Origin of the sequence: Treponema putidum, from assembly GCF_000755145.1 — a bacterium.
GTDB classification, from domain to species: Bacteria; Spirochaetota; Spirochaetia; order Treponematales; family Treponemataceae; genus Treponema_B; species Treponema_B putidum.
Genome location: NZ_CP009228.1, coordinates 2,688,447 through 2,709,567, shown reverse-complemented (window position 1 = coordinate 2,709,567; position 21,121 = coordinate 2,688,447). Strand labels below are relative to the sequence as shown.

Annotated in this window: 21 protein-coding genes; 3 read left to right on the top strand and 18 right to left on the bottom strand. The window is 36.5% G+C overall.

The window, feature by feature from the left end; all coding sequences use genetic code 11:
- The first annotated feature begins 56 nt into the window (after positions 1 to 56).
- Complete coding sequence (locus JO40_RS12340) at positions 57 to 1,670, top strand: S1C family serine protease (RefSeq protein ID WP_044979866.1); 1,614 nt, start codon at positions 57 to 59, stop codon at positions 1,668 to 1,670.
- A 93-nt stretch (positions 1,671 to 1,763) separates the two neighbouring features.
- On the opposite strand, the gene JO40_RS12335 is transcribed toward JO40_RS12340, so the two are convergent.
- The 16 genes from JO40_RS12335 to JO40_RS14930 form a co-directional block, all read right to left on the bottom strand.
- Positions 1,764 to 2,885: a tetratricopeptide repeat protein gene (locus JO40_RS12335; protein WP_044979568.1), complete on the bottom strand. Its 1,122-nt coding sequence runs from the start codon at positions 2,883 to 2,885 to the stop codon at positions 1,764 to 1,766.
- A complete protein-coding gene (gene ispG, locus JO40_RS12330) occupies positions 2,882 to 4,045 on the bottom strand; it encodes a (E)-4-hydroxy-3-methylbut-2-enyl-diphosphate synthase (protein WP_044979567.1) in 1,164 nt (387 codons plus the stop codon). Before ispG ends, JO40_RS12335 begins: the two co-directional genes overlap by 4 nt.
- 43 nt (positions 4,046 to 4,088) lie before the next feature.
- A complete protein-coding gene (locus JO40_RS12950; protein ID WP_049992372.1) occupies positions 4,089 to 4,430 on the bottom strand; it encodes a methyl-accepting chemotaxis protein in 342 nt (113 codons plus the stop codon).
- A gap of 88 nt (positions 4,431 to 4,518) precedes the next feature.
- Positions 4,519 to 6,255, bottom strand: a complete 1,737-nt coding sequence (locus JO40_RS12325; RefSeq protein ID WP_049992371.1) for a methyl-accepting chemotaxis protein — start codon at positions 6,253 to 6,255, stop codon at positions 4,519 to 4,521.
- Between the two features lie 4 nt (positions 6,256 to 6,259).
- A complete protein-coding gene (gene purM / locus JO40_RS12320; RefSeq protein ID WP_044979566.1) occupies positions 6,260 to 7,360 on the bottom strand; it encodes a phosphoribosylformylglycinamidine cyclo-ligase in 1,101 nt (366 codons plus the stop codon).
- Between the two features lie 38 nt (positions 7,361 to 7,398).
- The gene (purD, locus tag JO40_RS12315; RefSeq protein WP_044979565.1) at positions 7,399 to 8,712 is read right to left on the bottom strand and encodes a phosphoribosylamine--glycine ligase; all 1,314 of its coding nucleotides are present in this window, start codon (positions 8,710 to 8,712) and stop codon (positions 7,399 to 7,401) included.
- Positions 8,713 to 8,790: 78 nt separating this feature from the next.
- On the bottom strand, positions 8,791 to 9,558 hold the full coding sequence (locus JO40_RS12310; protein WP_245608912.1) for a DpnI domain-containing protein: 768 nt from the start codon (positions 9,556 to 9,558) through the stop codon (positions 8,791 to 8,793).
- Between the two features lie 45 nt (positions 9,559 to 9,603).
- Positions 9,604 to 10,296, bottom strand: coding sequence for a hypothetical protein (locus JO40_RS12305; RefSeq protein WP_044979563.1), 693 nt, complete (start codon positions 10,294 to 10,296; stop codon positions 9,604 to 9,606).
- Positions 10,297 to 10,317: 21 nt separating this feature from the next.
- On the bottom strand, positions 10,318 to 10,746 hold the full coding sequence (locus JO40_RS12300; RefSeq protein WP_044979562.1) for an OsmC family protein: 429 nt from the start codon (positions 10,744 to 10,746) through the stop codon (positions 10,318 to 10,320).
- A gap of 23 nt (positions 10,747 to 10,769) precedes the next feature.
- Positions 10,770 to 11,741, bottom strand: a complete 972-nt coding sequence (locus JO40_RS12295) for an ABC transporter ATP-binding protein (protein WP_044979561.1) — start codon at positions 11,739 to 11,741, stop codon at positions 10,770 to 10,772.
- Complete coding sequence (locus tag JO40_RS12290; protein ID WP_044979560.1) at positions 11,731 to 12,717, bottom strand: ABC transporter ATP-binding protein; 987 nt, start codon at positions 12,715 to 12,717, stop codon at positions 11,731 to 11,733. The genes JO40_RS12295 and JO40_RS12290 overlap by 11 nt, the downstream gene beginning before the upstream one ends.
- 52 nt (positions 12,718 to 12,769) lie before the next feature.
- A complete protein-coding gene (locus JO40_RS12285) occupies positions 12,770 to 14,365 on the bottom strand; it encodes an ABC transporter substrate-binding protein (protein ID WP_044979559.1) in 1,596 nt (531 codons plus the stop codon).
- Positions 14,366 to 14,381: 16 nt separating this feature from the next.
- Positions 14,382 to 14,993: an ABC transporter permease gene (locus JO40_RS12280; protein ID WP_245608911.1), complete on the bottom strand. Its 612-nt coding sequence runs from the start codon at positions 14,991 to 14,993 to the stop codon at positions 14,382 to 14,384.
- 152 nt (positions 14,994 to 15,145) lie between these two features.
- Positions 15,146 to 15,298 carry a hypothetical protein gene (locus JO40_RS14935; RefSeq protein WP_245608910.1) on the bottom strand — a complete coding sequence of 51 codons (153 nt, stop codon included), beginning with the start codon at positions 15,296 to 15,298 and terminating at the stop codon, positions 15,146 to 15,148.
- Positions 15,299 to 15,307: 9 nt separating this feature from the next.
- A complete protein-coding gene (locus JO40_RS12275; RefSeq protein ID WP_245608909.1) occupies positions 15,308 to 16,057 on the bottom strand; it encodes an ABC transporter permease in 750 nt (249 codons plus the stop codon).
- The gene (locus JO40_RS14930; RefSeq protein ID WP_245608908.1) at positions 15,997 to 16,260 is read right to left on the bottom strand and encodes an ABC transporter permease family protein; all 264 of its coding nucleotides are present in this window, start codon (positions 16,258 to 16,260) and stop codon (positions 15,997 to 15,999) included. The genes JO40_RS12275 and JO40_RS14930 overlap by 61 nt, the downstream gene beginning before the upstream one ends.
- A 262-nt stretch (positions 16,261 to 16,522) precedes the next feature.
- On the opposite strand from JO40_RS14930, the gene JO40_RS12270 reads away from it, so the two are divergent.
- On the top strand, positions 16,523 to 18,004 hold the full coding sequence (locus JO40_RS12270; RefSeq protein WP_044979558.1) for a 4Fe-4S dicluster domain-containing protein: 1,482 nt from the start codon (positions 16,523 to 16,525) through the stop codon (positions 18,002 to 18,004).
- A 55-nt stretch (positions 18,005 to 18,059) separates the two neighbouring features.
- Positions 18,060 to 19,667, top strand: coding sequence for an ATP-binding protein (locus JO40_RS12265; protein WP_044979557.1), 1,608 nt, complete (start codon positions 18,060 to 18,062; stop codon positions 19,665 to 19,667).
- 33 nt (positions 19,668 to 19,700) lie between these two features.
- On the opposite strand, the gene JO40_RS12260 is transcribed toward JO40_RS12265, so the two are convergent.
- Together JO40_RS12260 and JO40_RS12255 are read right to left on the bottom strand one after the other, a co-directional pair.
- Entirely contained in the window at positions 19,701 to 20,567 is an 867-nt protein-coding gene (locus tag JO40_RS12260) for a hypothetical protein (protein ID WP_044979556.1), read from the bottom strand.
- The gene (locus JO40_RS12255; protein WP_044979555.1) at positions 20,561 to 21,118 is read right to left on the bottom strand and encodes a TIGR01440 family protein; all 558 of its coding nucleotides are present in this window, start codon (positions 21,116 to 21,118) and stop codon (positions 20,561 to 20,563) included. Before JO40_RS12255 ends, JO40_RS12260 begins: the two co-directional genes overlap by 7 nt.
- Positions 21,119 to 21,121: the final 3 nt, after the last annotated feature.

Here is a 21,121-nt window from a genome sequence, read left to right as displayed (position 1 = left end):
TTTTATTGTTTTTGTCGTGTACTTCGATTAAAGAAAATTCTTATAAAGCCGCTTATATTGATTATTCGGACAGATCCAGTGTTTTATACCAAGTACAGCACACCGAGAATCTCTTAAAATCAGGGAAAATTGCCGATGCATTAATTCGTTCTCAGATTCTTTATCTTAATACAAATGGTTTTGAAGAGGTTGATGGTATCATATCAAAATCTTTAGAACAAGCTGAATCTGCTTTTTTTAAGAGTGTAAATGAAAAAAACTGGAATGAAGCTTTAAAATACTTTAGATCGCTTACGGCAATTGGAAAAAGGCCGGAAGGTTGGACTGAGGAACGTATATTTAATGAAAAAAGTATTATATGGAAAAAACATTCCGATTTTCCTCTTTTAAACTTACAAAATAACGGAAAACAGCTTGCAGGTGATTCCGCTTCTTTTCCAAAAAATATAGATGATATGATAAAAGGGACTCTTACCGTTTGGGTTGATAGAGGCACCCGTATACAAAAAGGTTTCGCATCTTCCGACATCGTTATAGGTTCAGGTTTTTTTATAGATTCCCGCGGTTATTTTATCACAAATTATCATGTTATTCAAAGCGAAGTTGATAAAAAATATAACGGATATTCAAGACTTTATATAAAGTCGCCGGATAATCCCAATATAAAAATTCCTGCAAAGGTAGTCGGCTGGGATCCCTTGTTTGATTTGGCGTTGGTAAAGACTGAGTACTCGCCAAGCGTTATTTTTAGTCTGGGATCTTCAAAGGAGTTAGGTGTAGGAAGCCGTATTTATGCGATAGGTTCTCCGGCAGGTTTGGAAAAAACTCTTACCTCAGGTATCGTATCGGCAAAATACCGCAGGCTTTTTTCGATGGTGGATATAATGCAAATAGATGCAGCCGTCAATCATGGGAACTCGGGCGGTCCTATAGTGGATGATAAAGGGCTTGTGCAGGCCGTGGTATTTGCCGGTCTTGAAAGAAATGAGGGGCTTAATTTTGCCATACCTGTGGAGCATTTAAAGACTATTCTTCCCGATCTATATAGGGGCGGAGAAGTTAAGCATTCTTGGTTTGGCTGCCACGGTCAAACCCAAAAAGGTGAATCTAATGCACCGAACGGAGTTCTGAACGGTGTTCTTGTAAATTATGTTCTTCCTGACGGGCCTTTTTCTATTTCAGGGATAAATGAAGGTACCATAATAAAAGAAGTTAATGATATTCCGGTAAATTCGGTTGAAGAAATACAGGCCCATTTACTATCAATCTCTCCTGAAACGATTGTGCGTATCAAAGGTTATCAAAAAAATGAAGCAGGTGTTTATGAAGAAAAAACTTGGCCTGTTTTATGTGCCGAACGCCCCTTATATCCGGGAAATTCCGTTTTTAAAAGAGACAGCATCGAAAGATCGATGCTTCCTGTCTTTGGTTTTAAGCTTGAATCACTGGGTAAAAAAAATGCCTACCGTATTGCAGAAGTAATACCGGGAAGTTATGCCGCAGAAAACTCCTTCGGTATAAACGATTATATTGAACTTAACGGAAAAAAATGGGACGAGGACAATGAAGAGATTATTCATGTGCGTATTTACACAAAAAAAGTCAGAGCCGGTTATATGGACAGCTTTATGATTTTAAGCGCTTATCTTGATAATCCTTTTTTCTTTTAAAACCTGTTTTGAATTTTTTTTAGCTTTGCCGATAGAGAGTTCGGGGCATAGCTGAATTTGCTTCGGTGCCTTCGGAAGAATAGTGATTTCATTCTATTTATTTTTTACCATTTGCCCTTTTTTATATACGGCCTCTTGTGCATACTTAATTGAAGGAATTGATTCCGCTAATTTTGAATAGAGATAAGAAGCCTGTTCGGTATTACCGTTATTGGAAAGGCAATCAGCAAGATTCATAAAAGCCCGCCAAAAGTTTTGTTTTTCGGCCCATAATACAACTTCCGGTTTTCTATTAAGTCTATTGAGCAAGTCTGAAAATTCGGTGTATTCATAAGTGTAATTGTCTTTTGAGATAGCATCGTCAAGGTTTGTTATGACAATTATAGAGGCAAGGACAGCCGTTGCAAGAGCTCTTCTGTTTTTGCCTGCTTCTAAATATATGTCGGTTAAATCCATGTAGGCTTTTAAGGCTATCGGATTACGGTTTCGGTATAGCAAAAAGAATTTTTCAGTTGTTTTTTCCGAGCTTATTGTTTTAATCATAGCTTGAAGGGCATCGCTTTCCAAATTCGTAGTTCCGTATATGGGGTCTTCGGTTAAAACAAGCAAGAGGTATTTTTCCTGTTCATCGTATTTACGCAAAAGTTTTGATGTGTCGGCAAGTGCATAAATTATATTGAACCTTTCATCGGGGATTTCCAAAAAATTGTGGGAATTCCATGCCTCCTTATAATAGTGCATGGCTTGTTCATAGTCTCCTTCTGCAAAATAAATTCGTCCTGCCAAGTAATCCGTTTCAGGAAAGGCTTTGCGTTTTTCAAGCCATGACATTAATTTTGAAATAGATTTATCAAAAAATACGGGTGGATGAGTTAAAAAGATTTCATCCAAAATTTTACATGCATCATAGTCTTCCCTTTTATTTAAAATTGCATAGACATCCGAAATATTATCACCCTCGAGTTTTACCCTTTTCGGTTTTAAGGCATTGAACATATAAGAATATTTTGCTTCCATTTGCTCTTTATGAATATCCCTTGCCTTATTTGTTAAGCGGAGAGCCTGACCGAATTCTCCTTTTTCCATTTGAATTTTTGCCTGTTCTAACAGATGCCAAGGCAGTTCTTTTTCATCAATAGTTTCCAAACAAAAAAGGTTTGAGTAAAAATAAAAAACGTATAGTACGATAAAAATAATTTTTAATTGCTTTTTCATAGACTTTGAAGCTCCTCTATAAAGGCTTTATCCACTGCCTTAATTTTTTCTTCTTCGGTTAATTTTTTTAAATCCAAGCGTCTGGTAATTGCTCCGTGTTTAAATATTATAACGGAATCTTCGGCTCCGGTAATTCCAAGGTCTGCATGTTTACCTTCTCCGGGGCCGTTGACTACACAGCCCATAACGGCAATACTTATATCCTTCTTTTCGGATAAGAGTTTTGTCTGCCATCGTTTTACAAAGGCTTGAACATCAAAGCCCTTTCTTCCGCAGCGAGGACAGGATATGAGCCTTATTCCTCCTTGCCTTTTACCGCATTCGGTTAAGATTTCTCTTCCGGCTATAATTTCATTTTCGCAAGAATCGGAGAGGCTTACTCTTATGGTGCTTCCTATGTTTTGTTCCAGCAATCGGTAAAAGGCTATCGTACTTTTTACAATACCTTGAATAAGGGGGCCTGCTTCCGTAACTCCTAAATGAAGCGGGTTATCGAATTTTTTTGCAAAGATTTCGTTTGCCATGACCGTTTCCCGCACATTGGAAGCCTTCATAGAAACGACGGCATCTTTAAAATCGGCTTTTTCAAAAATTTCCAGTTCTCTTGCCGCAGCTTCGGTTAATGCCCTTGCCCTTAAAAGCGAAATTTCATCATCAAATGCTTTTTTCTCCGTGCTGCGGTTTTGTTTTGCTTTAGTCTCTTCTATTTGTTTTTTTAAGTCGGAAGGCAGAGAGCCCGAATTGACCCCTATCCTGATAGCAGTTCCGGTATCCTTTGCTTTACGTATAACTTCTTCCGTTTTTTCTTTTGAACCGATATTTCCGGGATTTATCCGTATTTTTGCCGTGTCCCCGTCCATACACCGTAAGGCAAGTTTATAATCAAAATGGATATCGGCTACGAGGGGCATCTCCGTTAATCGGGTGAGTTTTATAAATTCCTCTGCAGAATTCATGTCGGGAACGGCAAAGCGCACAATGTCACAGCCTAATTGTCCCAATTCATTTAGGCTTTTTACAATAGAAAGGAGATCAGCCCCCAATAGGCTTTCTTTCCACATAGTCTGAAGCAAAATCGGTGAAGTGCCTCCGAGAGTGAGTTTTTTTACCTTTCCCTTTCCGCCGATTTCAATTTTCCGCGGTATTTTTATCGAGTTCATATCAGTTCATTATCGGCAGAAAAGGAAATTTGTTTTAATGGTTTTATTCTACCTTAAATTTTCGTATCTCATTTGATAGGTCTTCTATACATTGCTTGTTCTTTTGGCTGATATTGTTTACATCTTGAATAGCCGTATTTATTTGCAATGCTCCTGAAGCCATTTCGTTCATGCTGCTTGCAATATTGTCTGTCATATTTGCCAATTTACCCATTTCTTCTGAAACGAGATTGCTGCCCATAAGCATTTCATGGGATATGTTTTGTACTTCATGGGCTACATTGTTGATTATATCTATTGTTTGCAAGATTTTTTTATTGCCTTCATTTTGATCTTCCATTGCGTCCATAATAGTCTGTTCCATTGTTTTTGTTTTTTCTACCATATTCGAAATATTGTCAAAATGATTTGCAATTGTCGCAGCAGAATCATTTACCCTTTCTATTTTTCTTTTAAGTCTTTTAAGGTGCTGCTTATGTTTTTCCGTGATTACTTGATTCTTCAGCTAATTTTCGTATTTCACCTGCAACTACGGCAAAACCTTTTCCCGCTTCTCCTGCGTGGGCGGCTTCAATTCCTGCATTCATAGATAACAAGTTTGTTTGAGCAGCTATATTTTGAATGATTCCGCTTGTTTCCATCAATATATCCGAGCTTTCGTCTACAGCTTTGCTCAGCTCTACCGTTTCAGCAATAATATCTTTTCCGTTTCCCGTAGCATTTTTTAATTCTTCAAGGGTATTAAAATTGGTTTGTATAATCGATGTAACCGACTGAATATTGGAAACCATTTCTTTTATAGAAGAATTGGAATCGTCAACAGTTTTTGTTTGTGTATCAATATGTTCATCCAGCTTTTCAATTGTTTTCATCATAGCCTGTAATGAAGAATCTATTTCAACAACGCTTTTGGATTGTGTCATAATTTGTTTTTTTACATGTTCAATATTGGTGTTTATTTCATAAATTGCACTTGCTGTTTCAGTCATATTTGCTGCAAGTGTATTACCTGTTTTTTGCATTTCTTCGCTGCTTTTTCCGGCGGTTTTTACAGATAGATTAATTTTTTTGATTGTTTGGTTAAAATATTTGGATAAATCCGTAATTTCATCATTACCTGCAACCGGAAGAGTTACAGTTAAATCTCCTTCCCCGTATGCGATATTTTTTAATGCTGCAACGGCTTTACGTATCGGTTTTACTATTCGGCATGAAACAAAATAGACAAAAATCGTTGCCAGTATTAAAATTATAAGTCCTATTTTTATTATTTTTCTTATCAGATTATTAAACATTTCAAAAATTTCTTCATAGTCTATAAAAATAATAATTTTCCACGGAAGTCCCTGTATTTTAAATACTTGAGTCCTCCATTTTTTCCCGTCCATATTTATAATTTGGGGTTCTTCTTTGATATTTTCTAACTGTGAGAAAGCCGATATGTCCGCATCTTTTAAATTTTTAAAATTTAAATCCTTATGTGCAGGGTCTGCAAGTATAATTCCGTCATCTTGAACCAGCATTGCATATCCTGTATCCCCTATTCGGATAGTACTCATAAAATTTGTAAGTTCGGTAAGATTTATATCTACTCCAAAACAGCCTATCTGTTCTCCATTTTCAGCCTGTACTGTTTTGGCAAAGGTTATAACCGGAGTATAATCAGTGGAGATGTAGGCTTCGGTTACTATAGGTTTGCCGAGGTTCCCCATTGCTTGCTTATACCAAGGTCTTGTTCGCGGATCATAGCCTCCGGGTATTGATTCCATAGAAGATGTATGAGTACCCCATTTTGTTCCTAAATAGGCTACTATAAATTCGGGATAAATTTTTATGGTTTGATTAAAAAGCAATTGAAGATCATTTTCTGCTTTACTAATATCTATATCTTTAAGAAAAACATCTCCTGTTTTATCTGTGTAATCGAATAAAGTATCATCGGCATTTTTAGATGCCGGATGTTCTGCAAGCACGCTTACTATCTTTTTGTTGGATTGCATAAAAAGATCAATTGTCCGGTTTATTATTGAAAATTCTTGCTGAATAACATGGTCAAATTTTGCAACATTCATTTTATAAATTTGTATTCCTATAATGGTACAAATAAATAGAACCAAAACGATAACTATAATTATCATTGCAGCAATAAATTTTCCTACAATCGAAAAATTTCTCTTATCTTTTTTTGTTTTCATTTGTATCTTTTCCATAAAATCACTCTAATATTGTTAGGGGTTTTTGGGTTTGATTGTCAGCTTTTTCCAGCTTGCCGATTATCCATGATTCTTCTCCTACAAGCTCACGGTATTTTTCGGCCATGTCTGGGGAAACTACGGCTATCATTCCAATTCCCATATTGAAGATTCTGTACATTTCGTCCCCGCTTGCACCTGTCAGTTTTTGGATAAGGGGGTAAAGGGGCGGGACGGGCCACGAGCCTTTTTTTACTTTGATAACGAGGCCTGTAGGAATAACTCTCGGGATGTTTTCGATAAAACCGCCGCCTGTGATGTGGGCGAGGGCTTTTACGATTTCGGGATGTTTTTGTAAGATCGGATAGAGTACATTAAGATAGGAGCGGTGAGGTTTTAATAGAACCTCATGTAAGGGTGCTTTTAATTCCGGATAGACGGTATTAAGATCTATACCCTTAAAGGCTGTTCTAATCAATGAGTATCCGTTTGTATGGGGACTGTCCGAGGCAAGACCTATCAGGAGGTCTCCCTCTTTTATTTCTTTTTTGGGAAGAATTTTTTCTTCATCTACTGCTCCGACAATGGTTCCGGCTATGTCGAATTCTCCTTCCATATAAACTCCGGGCATTTCTGCAGTTTCGCCTCCTATGAGGGCGCAGCCCGATTCTTTACAAGCCTTTGCCATGCCTCCTACTATGTCGGCAATCATTTGCGGGTTTAACTTTGAACTTGCAACATAGTCCAAAAAGAAAAGGGGTTTTGCCCCTTGAACGAGGATGTCATCAATGCAGTGGTTTACTATGTCTTGGCCTATTGTTGTGTAGATACCGGCCTCGGCTGCTATTTTTACTTTTGTTCCGACTCCGTCCGTAGAACCTACAAGAACGGGTTTTTTCATTTTAAAAAGCTCTTCGGTTCCGAAAAGCCCCCCGAAGGTGCCTACATCCGAAAGAACGGATTTATTAAAGGTTGACTTAACCGCTGCACTCATTAAGCGGACGGCCTCATTTCCTGCATCAATGTTTACGCCTGAGGCGCTGTATACCGAGCTTCTATCATTGGATAGCTCTTGGCTTTTGTCATTGGATAGCTCTTTGTTTTTATTTTTTGTTTCGTTCATTTTATTTCTTCCTTTTTATTTTATATTTAAATAAATGTTTATTTAAGTTTGTTTAGATGTTCCAGTCCGCGTTTTGCAATGTCCTTTCTGTATTGTACTCCGGGAAAGTTTATGGTTTTTATTTTTGCATAGATATTATCCATAGCTTTTTGTAAGCTCTTATCATTTGAGCTTATACAAAGAACCCTTCCGCCTGATGCGAAAATTTTGGAGTCTTTAAGAGTTGTGCCTGCATGTATTACGCTCATCTCAGTGGAACCTTCCAATTCCGAAGCGGACAATTCTACCGGTTTTGATGAAGAAAGAGGATAGCCTTCACTTGCAAGCACGACAGTTGCTGCATAGCCTTTCTTCCATTTAGGCATAGCTTTGTCCAGCCTTCCTTCTGCGCAAGAGCTCATGGTTAGGGCAAGGTCTCCGTCAAAAAGCTGCATTAAGACTTGGGTTTCGGGATCTCCGAAGCGGCAATTATATTCAAGCACTTTAGGGGCAAAACCTTTGCCTTCCTTTATGAGCATGAGGCCTGCATATAGAACCCCGATGTAGGGTGTGCCTCTTTTTTTCATTTCTTTTATAATGGGAAGAATCGTAAGAGCTGCATATTTTTCGGCTTCTTTGTAGGAGCAGATTGGGGTAGGGGCGTAGGCTCCCATCCCTCCGGTGTTGGGGCCTTCATCATTGTCTTTTAGGCGCTTGTGATCCTGTGAAGGCGGCATTACGGCTATTTTTTCTCCGTCCGAAAAGGCAAGTATTGAAACCTCTTCCCCTTCAAGGCGTTCTTCTATAACAACCTTGTCTCCTGATGTTCCGAATTGTTTTTTGATCATTATATTTTTAAGTTCGGCTATGCCTTCCTCTTTTGAGTCAGGCAGGATAACGCCTTTTCCAGCCGCAAGGCCGTCAGCCTTTATTACAAAGGGGTAATCCAAATTTTCAATATATTTTTTTGCTTTTTGAAAATCGGTAAAAGAAGAATATTTTGCCGTGGGAATGGAAAGAAGGCTCATCATCTCTTTGGAAAAATCTTTGGATGCCTCCAATCGGGCACAAGCCTTTGACGGCCCGAAAAATGCTATTTTTTTGTTTTGAGCTTTTGCTTTTTCTTTTATCAGGTCTTCAAGGCCTAGACATAAAGGAACCTCTGGGCCTGCAATTACAAGGTCTATTGAGGCAGAAAGAGTAAAATCGGCAAGCCCTTCGATGTCGTCGGCCTTTATGGGCACGTTTTCACCCAAGAAAGCCGTGCCTCCGTTTCCGGGAGCTATAAAAAGTTTACCGAGAGAAGGAGATTCTTTTAGCTTTAAGGCTATTGCATGTTCCCTTCCGCCTGATCCGACAAGCAGTATGTTCATCTTTTCCTCCATAAGTAAGGTACTGATGTTTTGTTCAAGTATATCAAAATAGGGAGGGAGGGACAAGGGGAGGGAGATTTATAATTTTTTGTACTTTCCTTCTCCTAAAAATTTGATAAATCCCTTGTCTCTTAAATATTGGAGTTGTTGTCTTATCTTGTCTTTGATAAAATTATTTTCAGGATGTTTTAATTTCAACTCATTTTCAAAGGCGTATATTTGGTTTAAAGAAAACTCTTCTGCGCTTATTTTTTCTATACAAGCTATGATATCAAGCAGCCAGCCTCGCGATTCAATATTGGTCTTTTTTAGGGATTTTATTTTTGCATATTTGTTTATTATTTCTTTCGGATCTGTTTCGATTTTGTCTTTTATTATAAATAATTTTCCTGCATCAGGAATTCTCGAAATATCTATATTGCATCCTACCCATCCGGCTCGTTTTGCCGTATTTGATAGAGGTTTTCTCTTTAAAATAATAGATGGAGTAAAAAAATGATTTGGTATCAAAATGAAATTTGATACCTCGTAGTCCTTATAGGTTAGAAAAAGAAAGTTAGGATTTTTTGAAGATGTAATTCTTTCAATCATTGTTTTATAGGCACCATCCATAATTATATTCGGTAATTTTCCGGAGATGCTTTTTTTACTTTTTAGCTCAAAATCCGATTTACAGTTTTTACAGAAAAAATCTCCTGCCGGATAGTTATTTGGATATGCCTCAATTTTAAATTTACCGCAAATCGGGCAATTAAAGTTTTTTAGTACCCAATCCTCGGTTAAAACTCTCACTATCTGAGATTTATTGTGGTATTTTTTTATTAAAGAAATATCAAATTGGTACATTATAATCATCCCAAATAATTTTCTACTAATCAAGTAATTTTTAATTTAATCCTTATCAAAAATATCCTTTACGGTTTCTTTTTGAGCCTTTTCTTTTGCCTTTTCGTAGTCGCCTTTAAAAATAAATAAAATGGAACCTAAGTCAAAACCTATATCACAAAAGAAAAAAGGTTTATTATCGGTGTATCTAAATCCTGTCCTTGTACTTAAAAGTTTTGATTTTAAAGGATATTTTCTTCCTGCAAACGGATATATTTCTTTTGTAATTGCAAACTCCAAGCCTGCATTTATTTGAAACCTTGAGATTATGACAGGATCGGCGGCATGAATACTCGTAAAAAGATTTAGTTCAAAAGTATCGGATATAAAATTTAAAGTATTGAAGCTTAATTCTGCATTTATAAAAGACATAATAAATAGTCCGTGTTTTAAAAAAGCTAATCTTTGGTCGGCAGCACTGTTGATGGTTTCTATTTCTTTATTGCTGGCTTTTATATCCATATAAAAAGGACTCAAGGATAAATTAAATCCCGAATCCAAGTCTTTAAAATAAAACTTAAATGCGGAAATATTTATGTCTCCTGCAGCCTTAGGTTTTTGTGCTTGGAAGATGCCTCCAAGTTTTGCATCTCCCAAGGACCAATAAGAATTGAGGTCAAACCCATAAACGTAGAAGGATAGTACCGCTAAAAATAAAACGAAGACCATTTTTTTTAGATAATTTCTAAATGGAATCATCTTTCTTTCTCCAAAGGTAAACTATTTTATTATAATTTCACTTGTACATGGTACTTGATTAATAATAGTATTCCTTACAGGACAACGAAGTTCAATATATTCTATAAACTTTTTGATCTCTTCTTCCGTATTATCTGAGAATACGGTAACTTTAGTATGAATGCTTTTAAAAATCAAGGGTAGGCAATTATTTACTTTTTCCAGTGCTCCTATATCACCTTCTATTTCAAAAACTATATCTTTAAGATTAATACCGAATTGTTCAGCAAAAATCCAAGCATTTATACATTTGCATGCTCCGAGAGATGATAGAAGTGCTTCAACAGGATTCATGGCTAAGTCCGTTCCTCCCGCTTTTATTGGTTCATCCAGCAGCATAGTGTGATTGCCTGATTCGCATTTCATTCTGAATTTTTCCTCTCTTCTTACTTTCGCTTTAAATGTTGACATAAAACCTCCATAAATATAAATATTTAATCAGGATAAAAACAGGCGCATAAATGATCATTGGCCAGTGTTTTTAATTCCGGAATTTCCTCTCTGCATCTTTGAGTAACTTTTGGACATCGTGTATTAAAGCAACATCCTTTTGGCGGATCATATGGATTGGGAATATCCCCTTTTAAAATAATTCTATTTTTTCTAACTTCCATACTTGCAATAGGAACAGCAGATAAAAGAGCTTTAGTATATGGGTGAAAAGCATTTTTAAATAATTCGTCTCGTTCTGCCAATTCAATAACATTTCCAAGATACATAACTGCTATTCTATCACTTATATGATTTACTACACTTAAATCATGAGATATGAAAATATATGTTAATCCCTTTTCTTCTTTAAGTTTTTTCATTAAATTTAAAACCTGAGCTCTGACTGAAACATCTAATGCCGAAACAGGTTCGTCACAAATCACCAGTTCAGGATTCATTATTAAAGAGCGGGCAATTACAATTCTTTGCCTCTGGCCTCCTGAAAATTCATGAGGGAATCGATTTAAATATTGTGCCCGAAGGCCTACTTCTTCTAGAATTTCTATAACTTTATTTCGTCTGTATTTTTTATCCCCATCCTTAAAAACATTTAGGGGGGCTGTAATAATATCACCGACAGTCATTCGCGGATTCAGTGAGCTGTATACATCTTGAAATATAATTTGCATTTTTTTTCTCAACTCAAACATCTGTTTATTATTATATTTTAAAATATCATCGCCCCTATATAATATTTTTCCGCTTGTTGCAGGTAGTAAACGCAGTATTGTTCTACCTAATGTACTTTTGCCGCAACCTGATTCTCCAACCAAACCAAGTACTTCTTTGGGTCTGACTTTTATGTTTACATTGTTTACAGCCTTTACTGATTTAGGTTTCCAATTAAAAAGGCTCCTTGATTCAGAGAAGTGTTTATTTAAATTTACTGTTTCCAGCAGGTATTCAGAGCTCATTTTTATCCTCTTTTAAATTGCTGTACAAAAAACATTTTACCCAACCATCTTCAAGATTATATTCTTTAGGCTCTCTGTTTTTACAGATTTCCATTCTATTTTTACATCTCGGGTAAAATCGGCATCCTTTAGGCATATTCCCCGGTGTTGGCACAATCCCTTCAATTGACGGCAAAAAATCAATATGTTTGTCCACAGGAGGTATTGATTTTAGCAATCCCATGGTATAAGGATGTTTTGGGCAGTTAAAAACTTTTTCCACAGTATTATATTCAACTGCATGTCCCGCATACAATACAAGCACCTTATCAGCCATTTCTGCTACAACACCAAGATCATGTGTAATAAAAACAATGGCTGTTCCTCTTTCTTTTCTTAGTGTTCTCATCAAATCAAGTATTTGAGCTTGTATAGTAACATCTAGAGCCGTAGTCGGTTCATCAGCAATCAAAAGTTTTGGCTGACAGGCTAAGGCCATTGCAATCATTACCCTTTGGCGCATACCTCCGGACAATTGATGCGGATATTCATCTAATCTTTTTTCCGGATTTGGAATCCCCACATCTTTTAACATTTTGAGAGCCTCAGTCCTGGCAGCCTTTCTTTTCATTCCCTTATGTATTATATATGGTTCTATTAACTGTGACGCAACAGTTTTTGTTGGATTTAGTGAGGACATAGGATCTTGAAAAATCATGGAAATATTATTTCCTCTGACTTCACACATTTCATCTTCGGTGAGAGCTGTCAGCTCTTGTCCGTCCATGATAATATGCCCTCCTGATATTTCCCCGTTGATTGATAATAATTGTAAAATCGACATTGCGATAGTACTTTTCCCGCATCCGGATTCCCCAACAACACAAAGGATTTCCCCATTTTGAACATCGAATGAAACTCTATCAACAATTGTAGTATATCCTGTTTTTCCTGCAAATCTTACAGTTAATTCTTTTACGGATAAAAGTTTTGGCATTTGTTTCCTTTTGTTGAAGTAACAGACTTTTTAAGTCTGTTACTTCATAATATTATTTTACTTTCCACGTCCAAATTTTCCAGTTAAGATTGGAAAAGTCTTCAATGATAACATTATCCAGTTTTGGATTATAACCTACCAGACTATTTTTTGTAAACAAATAAGCAATAGCGGACTCATCTTTAACAGCTTCTTGATACTTATCGAAAATAATCTTTCTTTCATTAAAATCAAGCTTATCATTTCCTTCATCAATTAAATCGCTGAGCCTTGTGTCCTTAATATGTGAAAAGTTTACTGCACTATCTGTCGCAATCATTTCCCGGCTTTCTCCGGGGTCCATTGATCCTCCGGATCCTATTGTTCCAAAATCATGACTACCTTTTCTCATGTCAGCCATTAGTTTTGAAAAGTCCGCTTGAATGATTTCTACTTTTAAACCAATTGCTTCTAAGTCCTGAATAATTAAAGCAGCTAACCGTTGATTATCTCCTCCCGCTGAAGTATAGAATTTTAATGTTGTATCAAACGGAAAATTTTCTTGGATCAAAATTTGCTTTGCTTTTTCTTTATCAAACCAAATACTTACCTTTTCGTTGTAATATGGACTAAGAGGTGAAATAGGTGTTACAATCGGCACAGCTTGTCCCTGATAAAGAGAATTAACATATATTCCTCTGTTTAGAGCCATATTTATTGCTTGCCGTACAGGTTTTGTCATATATGGCTTTTGGATGTTGATAATGAGCATAGTATAGTTTGTTGTGGGAACTGACGTGGTGTTGATGTTTTTATCTTCTACGGCTGCACTCCAATCTTGTAATGGAATAGAACCTAATACATTTATATCTACATCTTTACTCATCAAGTTAGCCAGTAAACTTGTAGTATCTACAACTCTTATAACCAAACGTTCAATATCAGGCGTTCCTTGGAAGTAGTTTTCATTTCTGACTAACTCCATTCTTTCTCCGCTGATTTCGCTTTCATATTTAAATGGCCCTGTTCCTATTGCTTTCGCCCATAATTCAGGTGCATTTATTTCTTGCGGGGTTTTCCCTTCAAAAATGTGTTTTGGAATAATAAATACTGTATCTAAGTCATTCATAACACTTCCGAAATACATGGGCTTTTTAAATTCAAATGTAACTTCATAATCACTATTTGCAAATACTGCTATGGATTTATCCGAAATTTGAACACCTGATGAATCAACTCCTTTAATGTATTGCAAATGATATCGGCTCAGTGCATCGACTTCAGAGTTAGAATACATTTGGAAACTGAAAACAACATCTGCGGCAGTAAAGGGTGTTCCATCGTGCCACTTTACATTTTCTTGCAACTTAAAAGTTATTGCAGAACTGTCTGCATTCAATTTCCAACTTTTTGCCAATCGAGGTTCATAATCACCATTTGCCTTTGACATAAACAATCTATCATAGATTTGATCATAAACAAATCTACTGTAATTGCTGTTTGTATTAAGCGGCATCATTGAATCCCATGGCTTTGCAATAGCTACAGAAACAATTTTTTTTGTCTGTACATCTGCAGTTTCAGAGTTTCCGCATGCAGATAAAATAATTGCGATTATGAATAACGCAACATACATAATCCATCTCATTTTCTTGATTTCTTTTTTCATTTTGAAACCTTCCTTTTTATTTTACTTGGATCTTTAAACGCGGATCCAAAGCGTCCCTAATTCCATCTCCAAAGAAATTGATACTTAGTACTGTAAGTACAATGCATAATCCAGGAGGAAGCCATACCCAATAATATCTTGATAAGACAGTAATAGATTGAGCATCATATAGCATATTACCCCAACTTGCTTTTGGCGGCTGAACACCCATCCCAAGAAAACTCAAGGCTGATTCACTTAAAATTGCTCTTGCAACATTAAATGTAACTGTTATTAAAATTGGAGGAAAAGCATTTGGTAAAATATATTTTAAAATAATTGAAAAATTTGAAGTGCCTATTGATCTTGCCGCTTCAATATACTCCTTTTCCTTTATACTAAGCACATTTGCATATATTAATCGGGCAAATACTGTCCACTGCAAAACTCCTAATACAATGGTAACAGACCATATTGACGGACCTATTACAGATACTAATACTAAAATTAAAATTATTGAAGGAAAGGATAAAAATATATCTCCCAATCTCATGATAAATACTTCCCAGATTTTTTTATAGTAGCCTGCAATTAATCCTAAAGGAACTCCTATGCTAAGAGATATTAATGTCGATACAACTCCGACCATAAGTGATGTACGGCCTCCATATATTAATCTTGCAAATAAATCTCTTCCTATGGCATCAGTACCAAGGATATGTGAACTTGTCGGCGCAGAATTAAATGCAGCCGGATCTGATGTGTATGGATCTAATTTTAAAATAAAAGGTAAAATAATTACTAAAAGAGATAGAAGTAAAAAAATATTAAACCGGCCATTGCTAATTTATTATTTAATAATTTTTCCATAACTTCATTAAAATAAGTGTTCTTTTTTTCTTCAGATATATTTTCTGAAAAATATGTTTTGTCTTCTGTTATATTGTTTTCCATAATGTACGCCTACTTATATGAAATTCTAGGATCAACTAATCCATAAGCCAGATCTGTTATTAAATTCGCAATTAATACGGCAATAGATATATTTACTGTAATACCCATAATTACAGGGTAATCTTTAGCATTAATGGCTTGAACCATTAAAGTTCCTATTCCCGGCCATCCAAACACTTGTTCTGTAACCACTGCACCTCCAACCAATGAAGGAATTGACATACCTACTACAGTTATAATAGGTATAAGTGAATTTTTAAGCGCATGTGTATAATAAACTTGATTTCTTTTTAGGCCTTTTGCTCTTGCTGTAGTGATATAATCTTCTTGCAATACTTCAAGCATACTGCCCCTCATGTAACGCATCCAGCTGCCTATTTGTTGAAATGATAGAACCAAAGTTGGTAAAATCATGTGTTTTAATAGCATAAGAGCAGTTTTCTTTCCGCTTGCATCAAACAAGCCTCCTGATGGAAGAAGTCTTAATTTAATTGCACAAAAATATATTAATATTAGCCCCATAAAAAAATTAGGTGTAGCTACTAGAATAAATGAAAATGCGCTGCTGGCGTGGTCTCTAAAACTATTAGGTTTAGATGCAGAGAATATTCCTAACGGAATTGAAATCAATAAGGAGAGAAGCAGTGAAGATCCAGCCAATAAAGCTGTAATACCCATTCTTTCAAAAATCATTTGTGTTACGGGTCTTTGTGATTGAAACGAAAATCCGAGATCCATATTAAAAAATTTTTTAACCATATAAAGTATTGAATGAATATAGATTGATCCAGCCCAAGAGAATTTCTTTTTCTTTCAAGCTCCATTACCGTTATTCTTGGATCAGCTAAGTATGCATCAAGCGGACTTCCAGCCATAGAAAGAATTAAATATGTAAAGAAAGTTATGCCCAAAAAAGTGGGGACGGCTATGAGTAATCTTTTAATTACATATTTAAATTTCATATTTTGCCTTCTATAAAAAATATTAAAAAGTGCTAAGTTTATAAAATTTTTATTTTGAAACTTACTTTTGTTTATACTAACTGTATTTTTATATTTTGTCAATACTACTAATGATTTTTCAAATTCACAAAATTCCCGTTTATTTTATAATGGGGAGCCTTCAAAAACATCAGTTTTTAAATTTAGTTTGCCCTATTCCTGCCTCTTGACTACATAAATATTTTTTTATATATATTTAATCTGCCGTTTTTTAGGAGAGAGTATGCTTAACATAAATAATAACACATCTAATATTAAAAGAGAAATTCTTGTACGCATTGCCAAGCTCCAGCTTGAAGGCAAGCTTGAAGAAGGAGTTCACTATATTCCGAGGGAAATGGTGCCGCGAAACAGTACACCTATAAGATGCTGTATTTTTCATGATAGAGAAATAATGAGGCATAGGGTAATTGCAAGGCTCGGCTGTTCTTTGGAAAATTATGATGAAGAAAAGACCTTGGCTCAATTTGCAAAAGAAGCTTTAGAAAGAAAAAAACCGACATGGCCAATGCTCACCGTTTTGGATGAGGCCTGTAATGCCTGCGTAAAAAGTAAATATATGATTACAAATGCTTGTCAAGCCTGTGTTGCCCGTCCCTGCATGATGAACTGCCCTAAAACCGCTATAGCGATTTCGGGAGGAAGAGCCCGTATTGATGAAGAAAAATGTATAAACTGCGGTATCTGTTTAAAAAACTGCCCCTACCATGCCGTTATAAAAATTCCCGTTCCGTGTGAAGAGTCCTGTCCGGTGGGCGCTATCTCAAAAGACGAAAACGGTAAAGAAAGAATCGATTACCATAAATGTATCTTTTGCGGAAACTGCATGAGGGAATGTCCTTTCGGAGCCATGATGGATAAGGGACAGATTGTGGATGTAATAAAGCATTTAATGAGCGGAAAAAAGGTTTCTGCCCTCTATGCTCCTGCGGTTGCAGCCCAGTTTAAGGCTGTTTCGGGACAGCTTGAGTCTGCCTTAAAAAAAGCCGGCTTCGATAAGGTCTGGGAGGTAGCTATAGGTGCGGACATAACAGCTGACCGTGAAGCTTCCGAGTTTGAAGAGAGAATGGAACACGGCCATATCTTAATGACTACATCCTGCTGTCCTGCCTATGTCAGGGCAGTAAAAAAACATGTTCCGGCACTTGTTCCCTGTATTTCGGATACAAGAAGCCCGATGCACTATACGGCTGAGTTGGCAAAAAAAGAAGACCCTGGCTGTGTTACCGTATTTATAGGCCCATGTCTTGCAAAGAGGAGGGAGGGCTTGGAAGACGAGTTTGTAGACTATGTTTTGTCTATAGAAGAATTGGGAGCCTTGCTTACTGCCAAAGAAATAGATATTTCTAAGGAAGATGCCTTGCCCGGAAAAATTACGCCTACCTCTTCGGGAAGGGGATTTGCTGCCTCAGGCGGAGTTGCCGAGGCTGTAAGAGTACGCCTTAAAAAACCTGAAAACCTTCGCCCCGTGCTTATAAACGGCCTTAATAAGGAAGGAATGAAGCAGCTTGCCTCTTATGGTAAAATTCAAAGCGGAGAGATCCCTCATGATTCGTCCACGCCCAACCTTGTAGAAGTTATGTCATGTGAAGGCGGTTGTATAGGCGGTCCTTCGGTTATCACAAACCCAAAACTTGCCGCAAGCCAACTAAAAAAATATGCGGAAGAAGGACTTTCTTATTCAAGTAAAAAAGGCTTAACATAGATTTTCTCCGCAGCTTTTGATTGCAGATTTTATATTTTTTTGATATAATATGAGCATGAGTACAATTAGAAAAATGCCCATAGGCGTTCAAAGTTTTGAAGTTATACGAAAAGAAAATTTTGTCTATGTAGATAAGACAGAGCTTATTTGTAAATTAGTAAATGAAAGCCGTGTCCACTTTTTAAGCCGTCCGCGCCGCTTCGGGAAAAGCCTTTTGCTTTCTACACTAAAAGCCTACTTCCTAGGGCAAAAAGAACTTTTTAAAGGTTTGGCTATTGAAAAACTTGAAGAAGCTGAAAAAGGAAAGCGCGAAATCTGGCAGGAATATCCGGTACTCTATTTGGATTTTAACCTTTCAAAATACGAAACAAGAGAAGACTTGGAAAGCCTTTTAAATAATCATCTTTGCAGGTGGGAAGAACTTTACGGCAGTAAGGATTCCGAAAATACTCTTACCGAACGCTTTTTCGGAGTGATAAACCGCTCTTATGAAAAAACCGGCAGGCAGGCTGTCGTTCTTATCGATGAGTACGATAAGCCTCTCCTTCAAACTATGTGGAAGGATGAAGCCTTAAACGAAACCTACCGCACAATCCTCAAAGGCTTTTTTGGAGTTATTAAAAGTGCAGACCAATACCTCCGCTTCGCCTTTTTAACGGGGGTTACAAAATTCAGTAAGGTGAGTATCTTCAGCGATTTAAACAACTTACGTGATTTAAGCCTATTGTCGGATTATTCGGTTATCTGCGGTATCTCGCAAGAAGAGCTTGAAACCGATTTTAAGCCTGAGATTGCAGCCCTCGCAGAAAATAATAGCTTGACTTATGAGGAAGCTCTTGCAAAGTTAAAGCAAAGATATGACGGCTACCTTTTTGCCAGAAAGGGAAAGGCTATGTATAATCCTTTCAGTCTTTTAAATGTTTTTGCTTCCCGAGAATTTTCAAGCTATTGGTTTGCAACCGGCACGCCGACATTTTTGGTAGAATACTTAAAGAAAGCTTATTACAATATCCCCGACCTTGACGGAAACGTAAAGATGAACGAGTCCGGCATGGAAACCTACCGAGCAGATGCAATAAATCCCTTGCCTATTCTTTTTCAATCGGGGTATTTAACGATTAAAGATTATAACGATTTTTCGAGGCTTTACCGCTTGGGCTTTCCGAATGATGAAGTGCGTTACGGCTTTTTGGATAACTTGCTTCCGGCTTATACTTCTATAAGAACCGATAAAACGGGAGTTTCGATTTGGGAATTCTACGAGCAGATAGAAGCCGGAGATGTAGACGGCTTTATGCAAAAGATGAAGGGGATAATTTCAGGAATACCCTACGACAACTTAACCGAAAAAGATTTAGCCTTGCGTGAACAAAACTATCAGACTGCGGTTTATCTTGTGTTCGCATTGATAAATCAGTTTGTGCATACGGAAGTTCATTGTGCAACGGGAAGGGCTGACTGCATTGTTGAATTTAAAGATAAGGTTTATATATTTGAATTTAAACTTACTTCAAACGAAACGGCAGAAGATGCCGTAAAACAAATCAAAGAGAAAGGCTACAAAGACAAGTATTCCGGAAGCGGTAAAAAAATTATAGCAATCGGTTCAAGTTTTGATGAAGAAAAAAGGACTATTGCAGACTGGCGGGTTGAATCTTGGTAAATTTTGTATAGGTCGTTTATTTGTCAGCTCTGCCTATAATACTTTTTCATATAATTCATAATTGCCGATATGAGTAAAGCCTAAATCCTGTAAAATACAATGCTCATTTTTATCGGCAAAAAAATATAAGTGTGAAATCTTTATTTCTTTTGCTTTGTTTAATGCTTTGATTGTTAAGTTTTTAAAAATAACCGGATTAAATTTTTTATCTACATAATCTATGCCGAATATTTCCATAAAATCATTTATGCAGATAAAATAAATATTTCCGGTAAGTTTTTGATTTTGATAATAAAGATAAATATACCACCTGTGTTTTTCATTTGGATTTATAATTGCATCATATAACCTTTCAGAATTCCAGTACATATTATCATAATTATCATGAAGTTTTTTAAACTCATTAAAATTATCTTTGCTTACAGGAACAATATTTTTATCTTCTTCTTTTGTTATATAGTCTTTAAGCTTTAAAATATTTACATAGCTTTTTTCGATACAATTAAATTCGCATTTTTTTAAATAAGATATTGCTGAATAATTTATTTCAGGAAATCCGAAATGAATCTTATACCCCTTATATTTCGGAATTATATACTTTATAAACTCATCAAAAGCAATTTCAAAATGATGTTGAATATTAAAAGCTTCAAAGGCTATGAGTTTATCGTTTTCTAAAACATAATAATGAATCCAGCCGGCAATTTCTTTTTCATATTTAAAAAGTAAGATTTGATGAGTCTTATCGTTTATTCCGCGTTTTGCATGTAAGATAAAATCTTTTTTTGTTTTTATCCCATCGGTGTAAGTTGGGTATGAAGAAATTTTTTGATCCAAGGCCAGAGAATAAGCAAAGTCAGAATATTTATCAAAATCTTTTTTATCGAGATGTTCTAACATTTTTCATACACGGCCCTTTCACCGCCGATCAATTTGGGGCGGCTTTTTAGGGCTGTGAGCCTCGCCGAGCCTATGTACTTGGTTTTAAGCCTTACGGGTACTTGCACAAATTTTACATGCATTCCGATTTCGGTGTCTCCTATGTCTATGCCGGCATGGGCCCTTACATGTTCTATCATAACCGGAGACTTAAAAAGATTGTAGGCGGCGAGGGAAGCGGCTCCTCCTGCGTGGAGGGCGGGAACTACGGACACCTCTTCAAAGCCGTATTTTTCTTGAGATTCCTTTTCGATAACGAGGGCTCGGTTTATGTGTTCGCAGCCTTGAACCGCCAAAAAGATTCCCTTAGGTTCAAGGACTGAAAGCAGGGCGGAGACTATTGTTCTTCCGACTTCTTCATTTGATGCCTTACCGATTACTCCTCCCGAAACCTCGCTGGTGCTGCAGCCCAGAACAAGTATATCTCCGGCTTTTAAAGAGGCCGCTTCAAGAAGCTCATTTAAAGCGGCTATAGTTTCTACTTTTATTTTTTCTAAATCGATTCCGCTCATATT

Excerpts from the sequence above, each read along its gene's own strand:
- JO40_RS12335 (WP_044979568.1), bottom strand. The coding sequence starts at position 2,885 with ATGAAAAAGCAATTAAAAATTATTTTTATCGTACTATACGTTTTTTAT.
- ispG (WP_044979567.1), bottom strand. The coding sequence starts at position 4,045 with ATGAACTCGATAAAAATACCGCGGAAAATTGAAATCGGCGGAAAGGGA.
- JO40_RS12950 (WP_049992372.1), bottom strand. The coding sequence starts at position 4,430 with ATGGTAGAAAAAACAAAAACAATGGAACAGACTATTATGGACGCAATG.
- JO40_RS12325 (WP_049992371.1), bottom strand. The coding sequence starts at position 6,255 with ATGGAAAAGATACAAATGAAAACAAAAAAAGATAAGAGAAATTTTTCG.
- purM (WP_044979566.1), bottom strand. The coding sequence starts at position 7,360 with ATGAACGAAACAAAAAATAAAAACAAAGAGCTATCCAATGACAAAAGC.
- purD (WP_044979565.1), bottom strand. The coding sequence starts at position 8,712 with ATGAACATACTGCTTGTCGGATCAGGCGGAAGGGAACATGCAATAGCC.
- JO40_RS12310 (WP_245608912.1), bottom strand. The coding sequence starts at position 9,558 with ATGTACCAATTTGATATTTCTTTAATAAAAAAATACCACAATAAATCT.
- JO40_RS12305 (WP_044979563.1), bottom strand. The coding sequence starts at position 10,296 with ATGATTCCATTTAGAAATTATCTAAAAAAAATGGTCTTCGTTTTATTT.
- JO40_RS12300 (WP_044979562.1), bottom strand. The coding sequence starts at position 10,746 with ATGTCAACATTTAAAGCGAAAGTAAGAAGAGAGGAAAAATTCAGAATG.
- JO40_RS12295 (WP_044979561.1), bottom strand. The coding sequence starts at position 11,741 with ATGAGCTCTGAATACCTGCTGGAAACAGTAAATTTAAATAAACACTTC.
- JO40_RS12290 (WP_044979560.1), bottom strand. The coding sequence starts at position 12,717 with ATGCCAAAACTTTTATCCGTAAAAGAATTAACTGTAAGATTTGCAGGA.
- JO40_RS12285 (WP_044979559.1), bottom strand. The coding sequence starts at position 14,365 with ATGAAAAAAGAAATCAAGAAAATGAGATGGATTATGTATGTTGCGTTA.
- JO40_RS12280 (WP_245608911.1), bottom strand. The coding sequence starts at position 14,993 with ATGGTCGGAGTTGTATCGACATTAATATCTCTTAGCATAGGAGTTCCT.
- JO40_RS14935 (WP_245608910.1), bottom strand. The coding sequence starts at position 15,298 with ATGGAAAACAATATAACAGAAGACAAAACATATTTTTCAGAAAATATA.
- JO40_RS12275 (WP_245608909.1), bottom strand. The coding sequence starts at position 16,057 with ATGGTTAAAAAATTTTTTAATATGGATCTCGGATTTTCGTTTCAATCA.
- JO40_RS14930 (WP_245608908.1), bottom strand. The coding sequence starts at position 16,260 with ATGAAATTTAAATATGTAATTAAAAGATTACTCATAGCCGTCCCCACT.
- JO40_RS12270 (WP_044979558.1), top strand. The coding sequence starts at position 16,523 with ATGCTTAACATAAATAATAACACATCTAATATTAAAAGAGAAATTCTT.
- JO40_RS12265 (WP_044979557.1), top strand. The coding sequence starts at position 18,060 with ATGAGTACAATTAGAAAAATGCCCATAGGCGTTCAAAGTTTTGAAGTT.
- JO40_RS12260 (WP_044979556.1), bottom strand. The coding sequence starts at position 20,567 with ATGTTAGAACATCTCGATAAAAAAGATTTTGATAAATATTCTGACTTT.
- JO40_RS12255 (WP_044979555.1), bottom strand. The coding sequence starts at position 21,118 with ATGAGCGGAATCGATTTAGAAAAAATAAAAGTAGAAACTATAGCCGCT.